The following is a 14,619-nucleotide window of genomic DNA, read 5'->3' on the forward strand; positions in this document are numbered from 1 at the left end:
AGCGAGGCTAAAAAGTTCAAACTTTTCCGAACACGAGGCTACCGTTGGTGCCGCCGAATCCGAACGAGTTCTTCACCGCATACTGGATCTTCATATCGCGCGCCACGTTGGCGCAGAAGTCCAGGTCGCACGCAGGGTCCTGGTTGAAGATGTTGATGGTAGGCGGCACCACCTGATGGTGGATGGCCAATACCGTAAACACCGCTTCCAGGCCGCCGGCGCCGCCCAGCAAGTGGCCGGTCATCGACTTGGTCGAGGACACCACCATCTGCTTGGCGTGGTCGCCGAAGGTGCGCTTGATGCCAACCACTTCGGCCTGGTCGCCCAATGGGGTCGAGGTGCCGTGGGCATTGACGTACTGCACCTGATCCGGGTTGAGGCCGGAGTTCTTCAGGGCGGCAATCACTGCCTTGCTGCCGCCGCTGCCATCTTCCAGCGGCGACGTCATGTGGTAAGCATCGGCGGTCATGCCAAAGCCATGCACTTCTGCATAGATCTTGGCGCCGCGCGCTTTTGCGTGTTCGTACTCTTCCAGCACCATGACGCCGGCGCCCTCGCCCAGCACGAAGCCGTCGCGGTCGCGGTCCCACGGCCGCGAAGCGGTCGCAGGGTCGTCATTGCGGGTGGACAGGGCGCGGGCCGAGGCGAAACCGCCCATGCCCAGCGGCGACACGGTCGATTCCGCGCCGCCCGCCACCATCACATCTGCGTCGCCGTACTCGATCAGGCGAGCAGCGGCGCCGATGCTGTGCAGGCCGGTGGTGCAGGCCGTGACGATCGCCAGGTTGGGACCGCGCATGCCGTACTTGATCGACAGGTTGCCCGAGATCATGTTGATAATCGAAGCAGGCACGAAGAAAGGCGAGATGCGGCGCGGACCGCGCTTGTCGTAGTCTTCCTTCTGCTCTTCTATCATCGGCAAGCCGCCGATGCCGGAACCGATGATCACGCCGATACGGTCGGCGTTTTCCTCGGTGACGACGATGCCGGAATCCTGCACCGCCTGAATGCCGGCCGCCATGCCAAAGTGGATGAAAGTATCCATATGGCGCGCTTCCTTACCGGGGATGTAATCCTCGATATTGAAGCCCTTTACCTCACCGGCGAAGTGGGTAGTGAATGGCTGCGCATCAAACTTGGTGATGTTGGCAATCCCGGACTTGCCCTCAGTGACGGCGCTCCACGCTTCGGCAATGCTATTGCCGACGGGGGACACGCAGCCGAGGCCGGTGACCACTACACGACGGTTTTTAGAACTCAAGCGATTCTCCTGGAGTCGATCGGGGCAGGCTTAGGCCTTGACGTGCGCGGTTGCGTAGTCGATCGCCTGCTGCACGGTGGTGATCTTTTCAGCTTGTTCGTCAGGGATTTCCATTTCGAACTCGTCTTCCAGAGCCATCACCAGTTCAACGGTGTCCAGGGAGTCAGCACCCAAGTCGTCCACGAAAGACGATTCGGTTTTGATGTCTGCTTCTGCGACGCCCAGTTGCTCAGCGACGATTTTCTTAACGCGTTGTTCGATATCCGACATGTTATGGCTCCAATGTGTTTGTTACGGAAAGCGCGCATTTTATCAGGTTTGCGCGCTGAAAAACTAATTTCGGCACCTGCTGCTATTTGTGCCGAAATCACTGCTAAAAGACAGTGAAAACGCGGCTAAATTCCGCGTTTTCGCCATCAATTCATATACATCCCGCCGTTCACGTGCAGGGTGGTGCCGGTGATGTAGGCGGCCTGCGGCGAAGCGAGGAAAGCGGTGGCTGCCGCGATGTCTTCCGGCTTGCCCAGCCGGGCCAGCGGGATCTGCGTCAGCAGTGCGGCGTGCTGCTCATCGCCCAGCGCCTTGGTCATATCGGTGTCGATAAAACCGGGGGCGATGCAGTTGACGGTGATGTTGCGGCTGCCGATCTCGCGCGCCAGGGCGCGGCTCATGCCTTCCACGCCGGCCTTGGCCGCCGCATAATTCATTTGACCCGGGTTGCCGGACGATGCCACCACCGAGGTGATGTTAATAATACGCCCACTTTTGGCTTTCATCATCCCGCGCAGCACGGCGCGCGACAAACGGCCCACGGAACTGAGGTTGGTGGCGATGACGCTGTCCCATTCCTCGTCCTTCATGCGCATGGCCAGGTTGTCCTGGGTAATGCCGGCGTTGTTGACCAGGATGGCGACCGCGCCCCAGGTCTTGGTGATTTCGTCGATCACTTCGGCGCAGCGCGCCGCATCGGTCACGTCCAGCACCAGGCCTTTACCTTTCACACTCTCCGCTTCCGGAGCGATCTCGGCCAGGTAGGCCGAAATGGCTTCGGCGCCCGCTTCCGTGGTGGCGGTGCCGATCACGCGCGCGCCCTGCTTGGCCAGCTCGGTGGCGATGGCCTTGCCGATGCCGCGCGATGCGCCCGTTACCAGCGCAACTTGATTTGCCAGATTCATGTTCTTCCTTATTATTTGAAGGTGCTCAGTACGCGGTCCAGCGATGCCTGGTCGGTGATGGCGTCGCCCACCAGCACAGGATCGATGCGCTTGGCCAGGCCCATCAGCACCTTGCCGGGGCCGCACTCGACCACTTGCGTAATGCCGTCGGCGGCCACTTTCTGCATGGTTTCCACCCAGCGCACCGGGCTCGCGGCCTGGCGCACCAGCGCGTCCTTGATACTGGCCGGGTCGTTCAGCACGGCCACGTCCACATTGTTGATCAGGGCGATCTGCGGCGCCGAGAAGTTCAGGCCGGCCATGCACTCGCGCAGGCGGTCCGAAGCGGGCTTGAGCAGCGAGGAGTGGAACGGCGCCGACACCGGCAGCTTCATGGCGCGCTTGGCGCCCTTGGCCTTGGCGATTTCGCAGGCGCGTTCAACGGCGGCGGTGTGGCCGGCGATGACCACTTGCGCAGGCGCGTTGAAGTTGACCGGCTCCACTACTTCCGCAGCATTCTCGGCGGCGGCTTCGGCGCAGGCGGCGCGCACGTCGTCGTCCGACAGGCCCAGCACCACGGCCATGGTGCCCTGGCCTACCGGCACGGCTTCCTGCATGGCTTGCGCGCGGAAGCGCACCAGCGGCACCGCGTCCTTGAAGGAGATCACGCCCGCAGCGACCAGCGCCGAGTATTCACCCAGGCTGTGGCCAGCCACCACCGACGGCACCGGGCCGCCGGCGGCGATCCAGGCGCGGTACACGGCCACGGCCGCCGTCAGCATGACGGGCTGGGTGTTGGTGGTCAGGTCGAGTTCTTCCTTCGGGCCTTCGGCCATCAGCTTGCCCAGGTCGAAGCCCAGCGCGTCCGACGCCTCGGCGATGGTCTGGGCCACCACCGGGTTGCCGGCGAAGCCGTCCATCATGGCGATGGCTTGCGAGCCCTGGCCCGGGAATACAAATGCAAATTTATTCATATTTGTCTCTTATTTATTAAGCAGATGCCTATTCTGGGGTCAGACCCGGCGGGTCCGGCCCCGGATTTAGAACACTAATTCTAAAACGGGCCGTATTTTACATTACATCCGCGCCAGGACAGCACCCCAGGTGAAACCACCGCCCACGCCTTCCATCATGACGTTGTGGCCTTTCTTGATGCGGCCGTCGCGCACCGCCTGGTCCAGCGCCAGCGGGATCGATGCCGCCGAGGTGTTGCCGTGCTGGTCCACCGTGACGATCATCTTGTCCAGCGGCAGGCCCAGCTTCTTGGCGGTGCCGTTCATGATGCGGATATTGGCCTGGTGCGGCACCAGCCAGTCGATCTGGTCCGACGTCATGCCGGCGTGTTCCAGCGCTTCGTGCGCCACCTTCTCCAGCACGCTGACGGCCAGCTTGAATACCGCAGGGCCGTCCATGTACAGGTAGGAGCTGCCCGCCACCGCGCCGCCGGCCAGGCTGCCCGGGATGCTCAGGATGTCCGAATGGCGGCCGTCCGCGTGCAGCTTGGTGGCCAGGATGCCCGGCTCGTCCGAACCGGTCATGACGATGGCGCCGGCGCCGTCGCCGAACAGCACGCAGGTGGTGCGGTCTTCGAAATTCAGGATGCGGGAGAATACTTCGGCGCCGATCACCAGCACGTTCTTGTGCACGCCGGCGCGGATGAAGGCGTCGGCGGTGGAGACGGCGTAGACGAAGCCGCTGCACACGGCCTGCACGTCCACGGCGGCGCCGTTGGTGGTCTGGCCCAGCTTGCGCTGCACGATGCAGGCGGTGCTGGGGAAGCTGCCGAAGAAGTCCGGCGTGGAGCTGGCGACGATGATCAGGTCGATATCGTCGATGCCCATGCCGGCCATTTCCAGCGCGTGGCGGGCCGCATGCACGGCCAGGTCGGACGACGCCTGCTCGGGCTCCGCGTAGTGACGAGCGGAGATGCCACTGCGGCTGGAAATCCACTCGTCGGACGTCTCTATCCCCTTGGCGGCCAGCTGGGCCGCCAAGTCTGCGTTGGTCACTCGTTTTTCAGGCAGATAGCTGCCGGTGCCAATAATTTTGCTATACAAAGTCATGCGTTTCCATCCACTTTCAGGTGACGGAGCTGGGCTCCTGTGTAGTCTCCGTGCTACGTGGCATCAGCTCGGCGATCATGGTCGACAACTGCGCCTGCACATCATTTTTTGCAGCATCATACGCTCGCCGGATCGCCCATTCAAATGAATATGCGTCGGCGCCGCCGTGGCTTTTGAAAACCAGGCCGCGCAGGCCCAGCAGACTGGCGCCATTGTAGCGGGATGGATTGAGGCGGCTCTTGATGGCCTTCAGGGCGCTGCTGGCAATCAGCGCGCCCAGCATGGTGAAGATATTGCGCTTGAATTCGGAGGTCAGCACGTCCTTGAAGAAGCGCGCCACGCCTTCCACCGATTTCAGGGTGACGTTGCCGACAAAGCCGTCGCATACCACCAGGTCGGTGGTGCCCTTGAAGATGTCGTTGCCTTCCACGTTGCCGTAGAAGTTGAGCGCGCCGCGCTCGTGGTCGGCCTGCAGCAGCTTGCTGGTCAGCTTGACCACTTCATTGCCCTTGATGTCCTCGGTGCCCACGTTGAGCAGGCCGATGGTGGGCCGGGCGATGCCTTCCATGGCATGGACCAGCACCGAGCCCATGATGGCGAACTGGTGCAAATGGTGCGGTTCGCAGTCGACATTCGCGCCCAGGTCCAGCATATAGGTGGGGCCGCCCTTCTGGTTGGGCATGATGGAGCAGATGGCGGGACGGTCGACGCCGGCCATGGTCTTGAGCACATAGCGCGACACGGCCATCAGGGCGCCGGTGTTGCCGGCCGAGACGGCGGCCTGGGCCTTGCCGTCCTTGACCTGCTCGACCGCCACGCGCATCGAGGAATCCTTCTTGCGGCGCAGGGCGACCTCCAGCGGGTCGTCCATGGCGACCTGCTCGGAGGCGTGGTGTATGGAAATGCGGGGGTGCGCGTCGGCGTGGTGCTTCTTGAGCTCCGCGCGGATGGCGTCTTCCAGGCCAACCAGGATCAGCTCGGCTTGCGCCTCACGCTTCAGAAAGGATATGGCGGCAGGAATGGTGACAGACAGGCCGTGATCTCCGCCCATGCAGTCGATAGATATTTTGATTGTCATTGTGGGACAAATGCGCGCCTGAGTGTATCAGGGCTGCAGAGATGCAAGTTTGACAGGCTGGCTCAGCCGCCGAGGAAAAGAAAAAAGCGGCGCCACGTCAGTAAATACCACGTCGCACCGCTCTTATTCTGGTAAAAACGTCGATTACTCGTCGTTTTTGGTCTTCAGCACTTTACGGCCACGGTAGAAACCGTTAGGGCTGATGTGGTGACGCAGGTGCGTTTCACCGGTGGTTGGCTCGATGCCCAGTTGCGGTGCAACCAGGAAATCGTGCGAACGGTGCATACCGCGCTTGGATGGGGACTTCTTGTTCTGCTGAACTGCCATGATGACTCCTAATACATAAGTTCTAAAATTCTAACACATTCGACCTGCAAATACATGCGAATCGAGTATCCCAGCGGCAAAATTTGCCAACGCCGATCAAACGACCGGCCCTACTAACTACACAATGCCAATACTCGCAATACTCGACTGCCTGCACGCGCTTTGACACGTTCCTTACTTACTGCTTATTCGGTATAACGGGTTTTACTTATTTCTTGAGGTCTTTCAGACCTTCAAACGGCGACTTCTTCTCGGACTGCAGAGAGTCGAGCAGCGCCGTATCCGGACATACATCGTGTTTCGGCGTGTGCGGCAGAGCCAGCAGCGCCTCATCTTCCACCAGGTACATCAGGTCCATGTCGCGGGTGCCCACGATCACGTCCACCGTTTCATCATCGACGATCTGTTCGATCTCGTCGGCTTGCTCGTCGTCCTTGCCCAGCATCAGCAGCGTCGAGGACGCCAAGTGGTGGGCATAGGGCTGCATGCAGCGCTGGCAAACCAGCTGCACCGTGCCGTCCACCGTCAAGCGCATCTGCGGGAAGCCGTGCTTGCTGGTACCGCCCGCGACCTGCCAGGTGACAGAGCCGGACGCATCCGCGCATTCCTTGGCCAGGCGGGCCATTTCAGCAACCGGCGTTACGCCGCTGCGGCTTCCGTTGCTGCGGCAAAAGTCAAACGCGTCAATCACACTCATGGCCTGCATTCCCCGGAAAACCTGCGATAATAGCAGGGTTTTCACCAAGCCGTCAAAAGCTTTCACGCAAACCGCTGCCGCAAAGGCGCTTGCGGCAGCGCTGAACCACGGCGCACAGAGCATATAACAATTTCCCGCACAGGGCCAGTAAACCAGATGCCTACCGAACAGATTTCTTCCGCGCCCCGCCTCATCCTCGCTTCCAGCTCCGCCTACCGCAAGGAACTGTTATCCCGCCTGCAACTGCCATTCGACGTGGCCGTGCCGGACATCGATGAAAGCCCCCTGCCCGGCGAAACGCCGAGCGCCACCGCGCTGCGCCTGGCGCGCGAAAAAGCCGCCGCCGTGGCCGCGAAGCACCCCGGCTGCCTGGTGATAGGCTCCGACCAGGTGGCCACGCTGGACGACGAGCAAATCGGCAAGCCGGGCAGCCACGCCGCCGCGCTGGCGCAATTGCAGAAAATGCGCGGCCGCGAAGTGGTGTTCCACACCGCGCTTTGCCTGTGGGATGGCCGCAACAGCCAGTCCTATATAGAAGACATCCAGACCGTCGTAAAGTTCCGCGACCTGCCCGACCACGAGCTGGACGCTTACCTGCGCATCGAGCAGCCCTACGACTGCGCGGGCAGCGCCAAGAATGAAGCGCTGGGCATCGCCATCCTGGAGCGCATCGACAGCAGCGACCCGACCGCGCTGACCGGCCTGCCGCTGATCGCGCTGACCGGCATGCTGCGCCGGGCCGGCGTATCCTTTTTCCACATCCAATAAGAAGCTACAACATGCCAGGCACCCTCTTCCTGATCCCCAACACCCTCGGCGAGACCGAGGCGCTGTCCCACGTCATCCCCGAACACGTGCAGGCCACCACCGCCGCGCTCGGCTACTTTGTGGCCGAGAACGCCAAGACCGCGCGCGCCTTCCTGAAGCTGGTGGGGGCGCAGCATCCGCTGTCGCGCCCGCTGCAGGAAATCAGGATCAGCGAACTGAACGTGAACACGCCGCAGCAGGCGCTGCTGGGCCTGCTGGAGCCGCTGCTGGCCGGGCAGGACGCCGGCCTGGTGTCGGAAGCGGGCGTGCCCGCCGTGGCCGACCCCGGCGCCGACCTGGTGCGCCTGGCGCACCAGCACGGTATTCCGGTGCGGCCGCTGGTGGGGCCGTCGTCCATTTTGCTGTCCGTCATGGCGAGCGGACTGAACGGCCAAAGCTTCGCCTTCAACGGCTACCTGCCCACGGACGCGGCGCAGCGCGCCAAGCGCATCAAGGAACTGGAAACGCGCTCGCGCAGCGAGAAGCAGACCCAGCTGTTCATCGAGACGCCCTACCGCAACGCGGCCATGCTGGAAGCGCTGGTGGCCAGCTGCGCCGGCGGCACGCTGATGTGCGTGGCCACCGACATCAGCCTGCCGTCCGAAACCATCCGCACCATGACGGGCGCGCAATGGAAAGGCCTGCTCGCGGCGGGCAAGGCGCCGGACTTCCACAAAAAACCCACCGTGTTCCTGATCCTGGGCCAATAAGGGCGCTGCCGGTAACAAATAGTGACAATCCGTGAATTTTGGCGCGTGCCCCTGCTGCTAAGCTAGAGGCCTTTCCACAAAGCACGGAGCGCCATGAAGCTATCGGACATCGTTGCGCGGCTCGTCACCGGATGGTGCATCGTCTTGCTGCTGTACGGCCTGCTCACCTTTCCGGACGCGCCATTCAAGCCATGCCAGGACGGCCCCTATTGCGGCAAGGGCCACGTCACCCATACCGAAGAGGAATACCAGGCGTTTTCCCGCTGGCAGACGCTGCTGTTCGTATCCTGGCCATTCGGCCTCCTCGTCGCGTTCACGCGCAAGAAAAAATCGTCCGCCGCGCCGCCCTATGAAAATTCGACCTACAACTGAAGCAGACTGGGAAACGCTGAAAGCCATCCGCCTCGCGGCCCTGCTGGACGCCCCCACCGCATTCGGCGTGAGCCACGCCAGCGCCGCCGCCTACACGGACGCGCAATGGCAGGAACGCGCCTCGGGCCGCAACGGCACCGAGTTCCTGCTCGCCTTCGACGCGGAGACCGGCAACGCCATCGGCATGGCGGCCCGCGCCGTCAGCGCGCAGCAGGAATGCAATCTGATCGGCATGTGGGTCCAGCCCGCCTATCGGGGCACGCCGGCCGCCGCCGCGCTGGTGCAAGCCGTGCAGGCCGGCGCCGTGGCGGACGGCCACCAGCGCGTGGTGCTCGACGTGTCGCCGGAGAATGCGCGCGCCTCGGCCTTCTACCGCAAGCTGGGCTTTGCCTTCCTGCCGGTCTGGGAGCCGCTGGCCAGCTTCCCCGAGATCACGGTGCAGAAAATGGAGTGGCTGGCGTGACGGCTGTCCGCCCGCACCTGTCCCGGATCGCCCTGCCGGCCTTGATGGCAGCTCTGCTGGCCGCCGCCGTGCCGGCCAGCGCGGAACGCCTGCTCGACGAGGCCAGCATACAGATCAAGGGGGAAGCCCGCCGCTACTACCGGCTGCACGACACCGGCGCGCCGCCCGGTTCGCCCGCCATCGTGCTGGTAAGCGGCTCCGGCTGCAACGACTACAGCGGGCGCTTTGCCAAGTACTTCAAGAACTACCCCAGCACCCTGAATCTGTATTTCCTGGAAAAGCCGCATATCGCGAAAGGCGACAGCGGCGAACCCGGCAGTTGCTCCGAGGCCTACAACCGCGCCGACACCCTGGACCGCCGCGTGGCGGACACGTTGGAGTTCATCGCGCAGGAACCGAGCCTGCAAGCGGCCAAAGAGCGCTCGCTGGCCATACTGGGCTTTTCGGAGGGCGGCCAGGTTGCACCCATGGTCGCCGCGCGCAGCAGGAAAATCGGCTGGCTGGCGGTCATCGGCGCCGGCGGCATGAAGCAGGCCGACGGCTTCCTGGCCTTCGCCGACCGCGGCGTGGCGCCGTATGCGGACTTCACCAGAAAGCGGCTGGAAGCGGAGTTCGCCGCCATCGCCGCCGAGCCGGATTCTTTAAGCAAGGAATTCTTCGGCCACCCTTACAGTTACTGGAGTTCGCATCTGTTCCATGATCCGCTGGCCGAATACGCGCAGCTCGACATTCCCATGGTCGTCGCCATGGGCGAGCAAGACGATGCCGAACCGGTGGAATCGGGACGGCTGCTGAAGACCTATTTTGCGCAGCGGCCCGCCAGGGATTTCCAGTTCGTCGAATACAGGAACGCCGGCCACAGCCTGAAGGCGGGCGACAAGTCGAATATTGAAGATTTCATCGCCGCACTGGCGCAGTGGTTCAAAGGGGAGCGCAAGGCCTACGCCCGATAAGGCGCTGTCAGTGTATGCCGCTGGTGTAGCTGTTGACCCACTCGAAGGCCGCGACCTGGATGGCGTACAGTTCGGCCGGCGACAGATGCATGTCGCTGAGCATGCGGCCCAGCACGGCGGGATCGCCGTCCTGCAGGTGTTCGATGTGCTCGATCAGCGTGAGCAGGCGGCCGTAGTCGCCGTGCCGCGTCAGCAAGGCGCCGCGCACCTCGTCCAGCACGTTCACGCTGTCCAGTATTTCACTCATCTGCACTGAGAACAGCGTATCCATCAGCGACATCACGCCCACCGTGAAGCCGATGTCGGCGCTGGTGCGCTGACCGGGACGCAGGTGCTCCACCATCAGTTCCAGCGTCTTGCCGCGCGTGGTGGCCATTTGCAGCAGGGGCGAGTCGAACTCGGGCTTCTGCCCGGTGCGCACGTAGAGCAGTATCTGCAGCCAGCGCTGCAGCTGGCGGCGGCCCAGCACGATCAGCGCGTGGCCCACCGAATTGATGCGGAAGCGCGCGCCCACGGCAGGCGTGTTCACCAGGCGCAGCAGGTTGAGCGTGATCAGCGGGTCGTGCTTGACGCTGTGTTCGATCTCGCGCTGGTCGGCGTCCGAATTGAGCAGGTTCAGCAGGTTGAGGATGGAGAGCTGGGACGGCGTGATCTTCTTGCCGCTCAAAATCACCGGGCGGGCGAAATAATAGCCCTGGAAATATTCAAAGCCGAGATCCATGCATTGATGGAACTCTTCTATCGTCTCGACCTTTTCGGCCAGCAGCTTCTGGCTGGAGTTGCGCATGGACCCGGCCAGCGCACTCAGGCGGGCGGGCTCCATGTGGTGCACGTCGACCTTGATTACATCCATCATCGGCTGCAGCGTGCTGACGTCCTCGGACTCGGCCACCACATCGTCCAGCGCGAAGCGGAAGCCGGCTTCCTTCAGCTCGCGCACGCGTTCGACCACGGCGGGCGTGGCCTGCACGGTTTCCAGGATTTCGAGGATGACTTTGTCATTCGGGAGGAAGCGGATGAAGTCGCTCATCAGGCCGACCGTGTCGACGTTGACGAAGGCCATCTGGTCGCCCACCACATGCCCCATGCCCAGCTCGGAAGCGTGGGCAATCACGGAGGCGGTGGCGGAAGCGTCGTCCGTGACGTCGGCCCGGTCCGTGTCCGCGTTGCGGAACAACAGCTCATAGGCAACCAGGCGCTGGCTGCGGTTGAGTATGGGCTGGCGCGCCAGGTAAAAATGGTTGGCGAGCGCAGGCGCAATCTGTAGCGGCGAAGCGATGGTCATGGGCTGCCCCAATCTGCGTTGTTATGCTAAGACTATACCCATTGATAGAGTCTTGCCAACATTTATTAACGCAAACTAAGGGCGGCGCGGCTTGGTGTTGCGTGGAGCGCCAGTACGCGGGCCATCGGTGCCCAGTTTGGCGACCGGCTTGGCGCCGGCCGGACGGGTGTAGCTGGCGCCGGGCGAACCGGGACGTCCCGTACCTGTACCTGCGCCAGGCGTGCCGGGACGCGACGAAGTGCGCAGGCTGCCGCGCGGCGCAGGCGCGTTATTGCCGCGCAAGCTGCCGCCGGGGCCGATGGCGCGTGGCGAGACCGGCGCGCGCAAGCCACCGCGCGGATTGTTCTCGGCCTGCTGCAGCGAAGCGGCGCGCGGGGCGGTGGCGGCGTTGCCCGTTTCCAGCACAAAGCTGGCGCCTGTGTCCTCGCCCAGCACTTCCACCAGGTAGGGCATCACTTCCTTGAGCGTGGCCTCCAGCGTGAACGGCGGGTTGACGATGAACATGCCGCTGCTGTGCAGGCCGCCGAAGCCGTCCGGACCGGGGGTGCGGATGGTCAGCATCACGTTCAGCCATTCGGTGCCCTTGATGTGCTTCATGCGCTCGGCGAAGTTGCGCGCTTCGATGCGCTGCAGGATGGGATACCAGATCGCGTAAGTGCCGGCCGGGAAACGCTTGGTGGCGTCGTTCAGCATGTCCACCACCTTGCGGTAGTCCTGCTTGTCCTCGTAGGGCGGGTCGCACAACACCACGCCGCGGCGCGACGGCGGCGGCAGCAGGCCCTTCAATTCGTGGAAGCCATCGCCGCGCGTCACCAGCACGCGCTTGCCGCGCACGGAGGAGCGGATGCCCTGCGCCGCCTTGTGCTCGTCGAGCTTGCGGAAGTTGTCGGTCAGGATCTTGGAGTCGGCCGGGTGCAACTCGTACAGGCGCAGGCGGTCCTGTTCGCGCGCCACCTGGTCGGCGCAGTACGGCGAGCCGGGGTAGTAGCGCATCTTGCCGCTCGGGTTCATGGCCTTGATCAGGTCCACATATTCGGCCAGCGCCGGCGGCAGATCGGTGCGCTCCCACAGCGGGCCGATGCCGGTTTCGTACTCGGCGTTCTTGGAGGCGAAATTGCCGTCCAGCGCATACACGCCCGCGCCGGCATGGGTGTCGATGTAGCTGTAAGCGGTGTCCTTCTGATTCATATACTGAAGCAGCTGGACCAGCACGAAATGCTTGAGCACATCGGCGTGATTGCCGGCGTGGAAGGCGTGGCGGTAACTGAACATGGTGGGGAATTCCTTAAAGATGGATGCTGCAAGGGTGCATTATACCTAATGCGTTCCCCACCTGCCTTTGCAAGAAGATACTCCCAAGACATCTAACTTTCCCAATTGGAATGTAAGTTATCTTAAGAAAATTCAATGAGACTAATGGAAAGAGTCTGCTAATCTAAAGGTACTTTAAAAACCACAGCAGCCTGGCGCCGCGTGGAACCGGATGATGTCGACGCTGAAAGCGGTATCCGGTTGTTACGGCGTGGGGCTAGGCCCGTTTCGCCGCTTGTCCGGACAAGCGGTGCAAACGAATCGGCCGCACCGTTGCCTCAACGCGTGCGGCCATTTTCTTTTATGGCCGGGCAAGTCCCGGCTTGCACAGGCGCTTAGGCCAGTTGTTGCTGGGAGACGAGGATGCCGTCGGCGTCGGCGTAGATCCAGTCGCCGGGGCGGACGGCGACGCCGCTGATGTGGACGCGCACATCGCGCGCGCCGGCGCCGGCTTTGGCGCTTTTCTGCGGATGGGCGCCCAGCGCGCGCACGCCGACCGCGCAGGCGTTGATTTCATCGGTGTCTCGGATGCAGCCGTACACCACGATGCCGGCCCAGCCATTGTCCTGCGCCAGCAGGCCCAGCTGCCCGCCCACCAGCGCGCGCCGCAGGCTGCCGCCGCCATCGACCACCAGCACGCCGCCGTTGCCCGGCGTCTCCAGCGTGCTGCGCACCAGCGCGTTGTCCTCGAATACCTTGAGCGTGGTGGCGGGGCCGCTGAATTTCCTGTGCTGTCCAAAGTGCTGGTACACGGGCGGCAGCACGGCGAGCACGCCGCTCTCGAGCAGGTCCGCATGGTCATCGCACAGGTCGGTGGTGGCAAAGCTCATGGAATCTCCGGCTTGAAGTTGGCAATCAGCGACGATTCTAAGCCTTTTGCAAACGCAGCGCGCGGGTATTGCTGCCCACGCCCACCGCCGTGGCGATCGCCATGGCCTGGAAGCCGCCTATCAGCACAAACACCCAGGATGGCTGATGCGCGTCCATCAGCGCGCCGAACACCAGCGGGCCGACCGACAGGCCGCTGTCCAGTCCCGAATACACCACGCCGAACACGCGGCCGGTGGCATTGGGCGGCGCGGCGGCGCGTATCAGCAGGTCGCGCGACGGCCCGGCGATGCCGGAGGCGAAACCGATGGCGCCCATCAGCACCACCGCCATCCACGCGGGCACCACGGCCAGCGCCAGCAGCACGGCCAGCGCGGCGGCCGCGCCGAAGGCGACGGTGATGGTGCGGTCATGGTTGGTATTGCGCGCGCCCAGGAAGCCGCCCAGCGCCATCCCCGCCGCCGACGCCGCCATGTAGGCGGTGTAGGCGGAGGTGGCCCAACCCAGCGACATGCCGTACAGCGACACCAGCGCAGTGGAGGCGAAGCTCTGGATGCCGGCCAGCGCCAGCGCGGTGATGAAGAAGAAGGCGAAGCACATCCACACCGACCTCAGGCCCAGGAAGGCCAGCGAGCCGCCTGCCGCCTGCCCCGGCGCGGCGGGCGCAATGGGGTCGGGCCGCAGCGCGTGGCGGTTCAGGAACAGCACCAGCAGCACGATGAAGGGCAGCGCGGCGGCGCACAGCAGCGCGGTGCGCCAGCCCGACAGGGTGGTGACGAAGGTCATGAAGAGGGGCGACAGCGCCCAGCCGATATTGCCGCTGATGCCGTGCACCGAGAAACCGTGCGCCAGCCGCGCCTTGGACACGCGCTGGTTCAGCAGCGTGTAGTCGGCCGGGTGGAACACGCTGTTGCCCACGCCGGCCAGCATGGCGCCGGCCAGCAGCATGGCGTAGTTGGGCGCGGCGGCCAGCGCCAGCGCGGACACGCCCAGCAGCGCAATGCCGGAGCACAGCACGGCGCGCGCGCCGAAGCGGTCGACCACGAAGCCGGCCAGCGCCTGGCCGATGCCGGAGACGACGAAGAACACCGTCATCAGCAGGCCCAGCTCGGCATACGACAGATTGAATTCGGGCTTGAGCCACGGGAACAGCGCGGCCAGGATCAGGTGGTAAAAGTGGGAGGTGCCGTGCGCGAAGCCGACCAGGCCTATCACGCGCGCGTCCTGCCGCAAGCTAGCGGTGCTCATGCTGACTCCAGGGTTGTGTGTGAATTCCAGTGTAGCAATCCGGCGGCGGCTGATTTAAGATA

Annotated in this window: 17 protein-coding genes; 5 read left to right on the plus strand and 12 right to left on the minus strand. The window is 63.6% G+C overall.

What is annotated here, in order from left to right; genetic code table 11:
* Window positions 1-16 precede the first annotated feature (16 nt).
* From fabF to KT882_RS22135, 8 genes are all read right to left on the minus strand, one after another.
* Window positions 17-1,261, minus strand: a complete 1,245-nt coding sequence (gene fabF, locus KT882_RS22100) for a beta-ketoacyl-ACP synthase II (protein ID WP_161074716.1) — start codon at window positions 1,259-1,261, stop codon at window positions 17-19.
* Between the two features lie 30 nt (window positions 1,262-1,291).
* A complete protein-coding gene (acpP, locus tag KT882_RS22105) occupies window positions 1,292-1,531 on the minus strand; it encodes an acyl carrier protein (RefSeq protein WP_055936274.1) in 240 nt (79 codons plus the stop codon).
* 146 nt (window positions 1,532-1,677) lie between these two features.
* Complete coding sequence (gene fabG / locus KT882_RS22110) at window positions 1,678-2,436, minus strand: 3-oxoacyl-ACP reductase FabG (protein WP_228893336.1); 759 nt, start codon at window positions 2,434-2,436, stop codon at window positions 1,678-1,680.
* 11 nt (window positions 2,437-2,447) lie between these two features.
* Window positions 2,448-3,389, minus strand: a complete 942-nt coding sequence (gene fabD / locus KT882_RS22115; protein WP_161074714.1) for an ACP S-malonyltransferase — start codon at window positions 3,387-3,389, stop codon at window positions 2,448-2,450.
* A gap of 102 nt (window positions 3,390-3,491) precedes the next feature.
* On the minus strand, window positions 3,492-4,478 hold the full coding sequence (locus tag KT882_RS22120) for a beta-ketoacyl-ACP synthase III (RefSeq protein ID WP_161074713.1): 987 nt from the start codon (window positions 4,476-4,478) through the stop codon (window positions 3,492-3,494).
* Window positions 4,479-4,494: 16 nt separating this feature from the next.
* Entirely contained in the window at window positions 4,495-5,556 is a 1,062-nt protein-coding gene (gene plsX / locus KT882_RS22125) for a phosphate acyltransferase PlsX (protein WP_161074712.1), read from the minus strand.
* A gap of 144 nt (window positions 5,557-5,700) precedes the next feature.
* Window positions 5,701-5,883, minus strand: a complete 183-nt coding sequence (gene rpmF / locus KT882_RS22130; protein WP_008449924.1) for a 50S ribosomal protein L32 — start codon at window positions 5,881-5,883, stop codon at window positions 5,701-5,703.
* A 208-nt stretch (window positions 5,884-6,091) separates the two neighbouring features.
* Window positions 6,092-6,580, minus strand: coding sequence for a YceD family protein (locus tag KT882_RS22135; RefSeq protein ID WP_407682021.1), 489 nt, complete (start codon window positions 6,578-6,580; stop codon window positions 6,092-6,094).
* 156 nt (window positions 6,581-6,736) lie between these two features.
* Here KT882_RS22135 and KT882_RS22140 point away from each other — a divergent pair, with 156 nt between their 5' ends.
* The 5 genes from KT882_RS22140 (at window position 6,737) to KT882_RS22160 (ending at window position 9,885) form a co-directional block, all read left to right on the plus strand.
* Window positions 6,737-7,348: a Maf-like protein gene (locus tag KT882_RS22140; protein ID WP_161074710.1), complete on the plus strand. Its 612-nt coding sequence runs from the start codon at window positions 6,737-6,739 to the stop codon at window positions 7,346-7,348.
* 11 nt (window positions 7,349-7,359) lie between these two features.
* Entirely contained in the window at window positions 7,360-8,097 is a 738-nt protein-coding gene (locus KT882_RS22145; protein ID WP_228893338.1) for an SAM-dependent methyltransferase, read from the plus strand.
* Between the two features lie 93 nt (window positions 8,098-8,190).
* Window positions 8,191-8,469, plus strand: a complete 279-nt coding sequence (locus tag KT882_RS22150) for a hypothetical protein (protein ID WP_228893339.1) — start codon at window positions 8,191-8,193, stop codon at window positions 8,467-8,469.
* Window positions 8,447-8,932 carry a GNAT family N-acetyltransferase gene (locus tag KT882_RS22155; RefSeq protein ID WP_161074707.1) on the plus strand — a complete coding sequence of 162 codons (486 nt, stop codon included), beginning with the start codon at window positions 8,447-8,449 and terminating at the stop codon, window positions 8,930-8,932. The genes KT882_RS22150 and KT882_RS22155 overlap by 23 nt, the downstream gene beginning before the upstream one ends.
* The gene (locus KT882_RS22160) at window positions 8,929-9,885 is read left to right on the plus strand and encodes an alpha/beta hydrolase family protein (RefSeq protein WP_228893340.1); all 957 of its coding nucleotides are present in this window, start codon (window positions 8,929-8,931) and stop codon (window positions 9,883-9,885) included. The genes KT882_RS22155 and KT882_RS22160 overlap by 4 nt, the downstream gene beginning before the upstream one ends.
* 7 nt (window positions 9,886-9,892) lie before the next feature.
* On the opposite strand, the gene KT882_RS22165 is transcribed toward KT882_RS22160, so the two are convergent.
* The 4 genes from KT882_RS22165 to KT882_RS22180 form a co-directional block, all read right to left on the minus strand.
* Entirely contained in the window at window positions 9,893-11,170 is a 1,278-nt protein-coding gene (locus tag KT882_RS22165) for an EAL and HDOD domain-containing protein (protein WP_161074705.1), read from the minus strand.
* A gap of 75 nt (window positions 11,171-11,245) precedes the next feature.
* Window positions 11,246-12,442, minus strand: a complete 1,197-nt coding sequence (locus KT882_RS22170; protein WP_228893341.1) for a 23S rRNA (adenine(2030)-N(6))-methyltransferase RlmJ — start codon at window positions 12,440-12,442, stop codon at window positions 11,246-11,248.
* Window positions 12,443-12,816: 374 nt separating this feature from the next.
* Window positions 12,817-13,311: a ribonuclease E activity regulator RraA gene (gene rraA, locus KT882_RS22175; protein ID WP_161074703.1), complete on the minus strand. Its 495-nt coding sequence runs from the start codon at window positions 13,309-13,311 to the stop codon at window positions 12,817-12,819.
* 37 nt (window positions 13,312-13,348) lie between these two features.
* The gene (locus tag KT882_RS22180; RefSeq protein WP_161074702.1) at window positions 13,349-14,557 is read right to left on the minus strand and encodes an MFS transporter; all 1,209 of its coding nucleotides are present in this window, start codon (window positions 14,555-14,557) and stop codon (window positions 13,349-13,351) included.
* Window positions 14,558-14,619: the final 62 nt, after the last annotated feature.

The sequence above is a fragment of the Pseudoduganella aquatica genome (assembly GCF_020865585.1).
GTDB classification, from domain to species: domain Bacteria; phylum Pseudomonadota; class Gammaproteobacteria; order Burkholderiales; family Burkholderiaceae_D; genus Rugamonas; species Rugamonas aquatica_A.

Excerpts from the sequence above, each read along its gene's own strand:
- plsX (WP_161074712.1), bottom strand. The coding sequence starts at position 5,556 with ATGACAATCAAAATATCTATCGACTGCATGGGCGGAGATCACGGCCTG.
- fabG (WP_228893336.1), bottom strand. The coding sequence starts at position 2,436 with ATGAATCTGGCAAATCAAGTTGCGCTGGTAACGGGCGCATCGCGCGGC.
- KT882_RS22120 (WP_161074713.1), bottom strand. The coding sequence starts at position 4,478 with ATGACTTTGTATAGCAAAATTATTGGCACCGGCAGCTATCTGCCTGAA.
- KT882_RS22140 (WP_161074710.1), top strand. The coding sequence starts at position 6,737 with ATGCCTACCGAACAGATTTCTTCCGCGCCCCGCCTCATCCTCGCTTCC.
- KT882_RS22170 (WP_228893341.1), bottom strand. The coding sequence starts at position 12,442 with ATGTTCAGTTACCGCCACGCCTTCCACGCCGGCAATCACGCCGATGTG.
- KT882_RS22145 (WP_228893338.1), top strand. The coding sequence starts at position 7,360 with ATGCCAGGCACCCTCTTCCTGATCCCCAACACCCTCGGCGAGACCGAG.
- KT882_RS22150 (WP_228893339.1), top strand. The coding sequence starts at position 8,191 with ATGAAGCTATCGGACATCGTTGCGCGGCTCGTCACCGGATGGTGCATC.
- KT882_RS22180 (WP_161074702.1), bottom strand. The coding sequence starts at position 14,557 with ATGAGCACCGCTAGCTTGCGGCAGGACGCGCGCGTGATAGGCCTGGTC.
- fabD (WP_161074714.1), bottom strand. The coding sequence starts at position 3,389 with ATGAATAAATTTGCATTTGTATTCCCGGGCCAGGGCTCGCAAGCCATC.
- acpP (WP_055936274.1), bottom strand. The coding sequence starts at position 1,531 with ATGTCGGATATCGAACAACGCGTTAAGAAAATCGTCGCTGAGCAACTG.
- rpmF (WP_008449924.1), bottom strand. The coding sequence starts at position 5,883 with ATGGCAGTTCAGCAGAACAAGAAGTCCCCATCCAAGCGCGGTATGCAC.
- rraA (WP_161074703.1), bottom strand. The coding sequence starts at position 13,311 with ATGAGCTTTGCCACCACCGACCTGTGCGATGACCATGCGGACCTGCTC.
- KT882_RS22135 (WP_407682021.1), bottom strand. The coding sequence starts at position 6,580 with ATGAGTGTGATTGACGCGTTTGACTTTTGCCGCAGCAACGGAAGCCGC.
- KT882_RS22165 (WP_161074705.1), bottom strand. The coding sequence starts at position 11,170 with ATGACCATCGCTTCGCCGCTACAGATTGCGCCTGCGCTCGCCAACCAT.
- KT882_RS22155 (WP_161074707.1), top strand. The coding sequence starts at position 8,447 with ATGAAAATTCGACCTACAACTGAAGCAGACTGGGAAACGCTGAAAGCC.